Origin of the sequence: Acetobacter cibinongensis (assembly GCF_000963925.1) — a bacterium.
In the GTDB taxonomy this organism is placed as follows: Bacteria; Pseudomonadota; Alphaproteobacteria; order Acetobacterales; family Acetobacteraceae; genus Acetobacter; species Acetobacter cibinongensis.
In genome coordinates, this window is the sequence record NZ_BAMV01000061.1 from 1 (window position 1) to 2,759 (window position 2,759).

Genomic DNA, 2,759 nt, shown 5'->3' on the forward strand with positions numbered 1-2,759 from the left:
AGATTGCAGATTACGGCATTGAGGGAGACCTCTTCGAGGTTGTGCCTCAACTGACAACTGCTCTGAAATAAGAGCTTTCAGGCTCAAAATAGAAAAAGCCCGCATGTGCCTCAGGCCATGCGGGCTTTTTTTATGCTGTGACGACAAGCGGTAAAAGTCGGCCGAGCTGACAGGTCAGGATGCTTTATCGGTACCATAGGCGGCAAGAAAGACATGCACAGCCGCATGAATCACTTTTTCCCGGTCAGCGTCTTCATTTTCCAAAGGCATGTTGAAACGCTTGCGGTGCCCAATGCGCGTCTGGCAGAGGGTGAAAAACTGCTCGGCGGCAAAAACCGGGTCATCCACATGTAAAGCGCCGCGGTCAACCTGCTCCTGAATCCAGTTGGATAACGTCCCAATCGCCAGTTTTGGGCCATGCTGCCAGAATACGGTAGCCAGTTCGGGAAAGTGCGGCGCTTCGGAGACAATAATCCGGTACAGCATAATGCTTTCTGGCGCCGTAATCAGGTGCACCATGGCCCGTGCAATAGCAGCCAGTTTTTCTTTGACCGGTAGATTAACAGTCTGGATGGGAGCAAGGGCCGCAGGCAGCTTTTCGCGGCAGTTCTGCTCTACAAAAGCCGCAAACAGGTCAGCTTTGTTCGTAAAATAATTGTACAGCGTCCCTTTGGAAACACCAGCCTCCCGCGCAATGGCGGACATACTCGCCCCTTCAAAGCCGTGGTTGGCAAAAATCACCTTGGCACCAGACAGGATCTGTTGTCGTTTTGCTTCTGATTCCCCCGTGCAGGGCGTGGGCGTCAGATGGGATGGGGGAGGTGCAGCAGACATGATGAAAGGCTTATTCCCAAGTATGACGATTGACGCAACATCGAAAAACGCTAGGTTAGCATGCTGACCGAACCGATCGGTCAGCGCAAGAACGGTTCGGTATAAATTAGAAATTTCGTTGGGAGCGGACGGGTGGCAAAACGGTACGCGCTGGGAGCAAGTACTTTGGCTCTGGCATTTCTGCTGGGCGGGTGCATGGTTGGCCCGGATTTCAAAAAGCCAGCCACATGGACACCAGAGCAATGGCAACATGCCAAACTGGAAGGGTCATCCCGCGCACTCAGTGTGCCGAGTGATCAGGCTCCGGACCCGGAGTGGTGGTCAGCTTTTCATGACCCGGAACTCACGTCTCTCCAAAAACGTCTCGCTTCTCAAAACCTTGATATCCTGCAAGCAACAGAGCAGCTGGCGGTTAGCCGTGGTCAGTTGATTATTGCAGGGGCAGAGCGCTTTCCCAACCTTGCGGCAACCGGCTCTTACAAACGGGCGCAATATAGCAGCAAGCAGATCTCGCGTATTATCGATCGTGTAAAAAAGAACGTCTCGGACAACTATCTACAGCCTGACCAGACCGAGATGCTGTCTTCCCTGTCCTCAGATGTTTCCATCCCCCTGCTTAACCAATGGCAGGACGGCTTGCAGGCCAGTTGGGAAGTGGACCTGTGGGGCAGGGTCCGTCGTCAGTATGAAGCCGCGAAGGCGTATCTGACAGCAACGCTTGAAGAAAGACGCGGCATTCTTATTGCGCGGCAGGCAGAACTTGCTCAGGACTATATGTCCCTGCGTGGGTTGCAGGAGCAGTTGCGTATTACCAAAGCCAACCGTGATGCTGCCCAGAACCTTCTTAATCTCAGCTCATCCCGCTACAAAAGCGGTCTGGTCAGTGAGCTTGATGTTGAAAGCGCCCGCTCACAGGTTGAAGAAACAAACGCCCGCATTCCCCAGTTTGAGCAGCGTATTGCGCAACAGATCAACGCTATCAACCTGCTCATGGGAACTCCGCCTGGCTCCTTAAATGCCGAGCTGGAGCAGGCTGCCTCTATTCCTATGGTGCCAGCGACTGTGCCTGTAGGGTTGCCATCAGAAGTGGCGCGCCGTCGTCCTGATATTCGGCAGGCGGAAGCAGAATTGCATGCAGCAACAGCCGAAGTCGGTCAGGCCGAGGCAGACTTCTACCCAAAAGTCACCATTGATGCCGGTTTTGGCTTCCAGTCTTTCTCATTCCGCGACCTTGGGTTCTGGAGCGCACGCGCCTGGAATGTGGGACCCTCCATCACATTGCCTATCTTCCAAGGGGGCCGTTTGAAAGGCCAGCTTGAAATGAAAAAGGCCTCTCAAAAAACGGCGGCCCTGCGGTACCGTAAGACCGTCCTCACGGCATGGAACGAAGTCGATAACGCTCTGACGGCTTATGAAGCTGAGCAAAAGCGCAATAACGCTCTCAAGACACAGGTGGCGTCAGACGAGCGCTCCCTGCATCTTGCACAGGAACAATATAAACATGGCCTGCAAAGCTTCCTGCAGGTTCTGGATGCGGAGCGGCGTGTTCTGGCGTCACAAACGCAGTTGGCGGACAGCACGTCCGTTATCGCTAACAATCTTGTGCGTCTTTATAATGCGCTGGGTGGGGGTTGGGAGACGACATACCCGGATGCTCCAGCCAGACAGACGCAGCATAGTTAGGCAGCATTACAGTTAGTGCTTTTGAAAGGCCGACCAGTTTACTGGTCGGCCTTTCTTATAAGGTCCTTCCATGCAGCCGCAGGCGTTAACCCCGACAAAAAAACCGATTCCACGCAGCCCGTAAACGCTTGTAGAGAAAGAAAAATAGGCAAAAACGGCAGAAAACCGGCATGGTTTCATGAGTGTTACGATTTTTAAGTCAAAAGAATGAAAGAAATATGAAATAGGGTGTTGACGGTGTT

General features: G+C 53.1%; 2 protein-coding genes. One reads left to right on the plus strand and one right to left on the minus strand.

Translation table 11 applies throughout. The features are described 5' to 3' along the window. Positions 1–174: 174 nt before the first annotated feature. Positions 175–834, minus strand: coding sequence for a TetR/AcrR family transcriptional regulator (locus tag Abci_RS13815; RefSeq protein WP_048839753.1), 660 nt, complete (start codon positions 832–834; stop codon positions 175–177). 195 nt (positions 835–1,029) lie between these two features. Here Abci_RS13815 and Abci_RS13820 point away from each other — a divergent pair, with 195 nt between their 5' ends. Then, entirely contained in the window at positions 1,030–2,517 is a 1,488-nt protein-coding gene (locus Abci_RS13820) for an efflux transporter outer membrane subunit (RefSeq protein WP_146807083.1), read from the plus strand. Positions 2,518–2,759 lie beyond the last annotated feature (242 nt).

What these genes read in the sequence shown, in the direction of transcription:
- Abci_RS13820 (WP_146807083.1), top strand. Translation starts at nt 1,030, where the DNA reads ATGGTTGGCCCGGATTTCAAAAAGCCAGCCACATGGACACCAGAGCAA.
- Abci_RS13815 (WP_048839753.1), bottom strand. Translation starts at nt 834, where the DNA reads ATGTCTGCTGCACCTCCCCCATCCCATCTGACGCCCACGCCCTGCACG.